The sequence below is a fragment of the Peribacillus sp. NPDC058002 genome (genome assembly GCF_042886655.1).
Taxonomy (GTDB): Bacteria; Bacillota; Bacilli; order Bacillales; family DSM-1321; genus Peribacillus; species Peribacillus aracenensis.
The window spans coordinates 1-1,772 of sequence record NZ_JBHVQU010000458.1 but is presented as its reverse complement, the minus strand read 5'-3'; the positions used below and the strand labels follow the sequence as shown (position 1 = coordinate 1,772).

The following is a 1,772-nucleotide window of genomic DNA, read 5'->3' as shown; positions in this document are numbered from 1 at the left end:
TCATATATTCATTATTTGTTAACGCTTACAAATAATTAAATATAACTATTTAATGAAATGAGGTTTTACTATTGATGAATGAAAGAATTACAAAGACAAGATTTGGTTCACTGGCGCTAGCCGCTTTAGTGGGAGGATCACTTCTCCTTCCATCCGATTTGATTGCACATGCAGAAACGGGGACGATCCCTCAGCAAACTACTTATGTAAAACAGGAACTGCGCGCAACTTGGATTGCAACTGTGTTAAATATTGATTGGCCTTCCAAACCAGGTTTATCCATATCAGCACAGAAAGAAGAATTCATAAAGTATTTGGATGAACAAAAAGCAATGGGGATGAATGCTGTCGTTATGCAAATTAAACCAACTGCAGATGCTTTTTACCCATCTGATTACGGTCTTTGGTCAAAATATTTAACAGGAATCCAAGGAAAAGATCCTGGGTATGACCCTCTTGCATTCATGGTAGAAGCAGCACATGATCGTAATATGGAATTTCATGCATGGTTTAATCCATATCGCATTACTATGCCTTTAGGCAAGACAGCTGAATTATCGGATATTGATAACCTTCCAGAATCTCATCCTGCTAGAAAGCACCCTGATTGGGTCATACCTTATGGGCAACAGTTGTACTTTGACCCAGGCATTCCTGGCGTACAACGGTTTGTGATCGATGGAATAATGGAAGTTGTTAAGAATTATGATATTGATGCAGTCCATATGGACGATTATTTCTATCCTTACAAGATTGCAGGAGTACCATTCCCAGATGAAATTTCCTATCAAAAATATGGAGCAGGTAGATTTACAAATGTGGAAGATTGGCGAAGGGATAATGTAAATAACCTTGTTAAGAATATAAATGAAGAAATCAAGGCTGAAAAATCATATGTGAAGTTTGGTATAAGTCCATTTGGAGTTTGGCGCAACAAAGCAGTTGATCCCACAGGATCTGACACTGCCGCTGGACAAACGAATTACGATGATTTATATGCGGATACCAGGACGTGGATCAATAATGGATACATTGATTATATTGCACCTCAATTATATTGGAATATAGGATTGCCAGTAGCTGACTATGCCAAACTTCTTGATTGGTGGACAAAAGAAGTCGAAGGTAAAAATGTTCAACTCTATATTGGACAAGGAGACTATAAAATTAATACAGAGTCCAATGGTGTCCAAAACTGGTTCAATCCTGAAGAAATGCCAAACCAGTTAAAACTGAATCGAACATATAAGGAATTTGATGGAAGCATGCATTTCAGTGCCAAAGATTTACGGAAAAACCCCCTTGGGATAGCAGATCGTTTAAGCGAGGATATTTATAAGCATCCCGCATTGGTTCCTGCCATGCCTTGGATTGATGATCATGCCCCAAAGGCTCCAAAGGTGAGCAAGGCAACACAAACAGGAGATGGAATACAATTTGAAATTCACGATCACAAGCAATCAGAAGCATCCTATTATGCCATTTATCGTTTTGATGGGAAGAAAAAAGGAAACATAGAAGACTCAACGAACTTACTTGCCACGGTGCATAAAGAAAATAAACGTCAATTATATATTGACGGCAGTGTAGAAAAAGGAAAGACATACACATATGTTGTGACTGCCTTAGACCGAACACACAATGAAAGTAAACAAACTAAACAGATTACTATAAAAGTAAAATAAACTTCAAGAAATAGCTTTACGGTTCAAGAAGCATGTCAGTGAACAATGGACGTAAGGTATATATTAAACAATATGTTAGAAATGGTC

1 protein-coding gene is annotated in these 1,772 nt (G+C 37.6%); it reads left to right on the top strand.

Features of this window, described 5'->3' with window-relative positions:
- Positions 1-74 precede the first annotated feature (74 nt).
- Positions 75-1,685 (top strand): glycoside hydrolase family 10-like protein, encoded by a 1,611-nt coding sequence (locus ACFVSH_RS26280; protein WP_387708745.1) that lies wholly within the window; start codon positions 75-77, stop codon positions 1,683-1,685.
- Positions 1,686-1,772 lie beyond the last annotated feature (87 nt).

What these genes read in the sequence shown, in the direction of transcription:
- ACFVSH_RS26280 (WP_387708745.1), top strand. Translation starts at nt 75, where the DNA reads ATGAATGAAAGAATTACAAAGACAAGATTTGGTTCACTGGCGCTAGCC.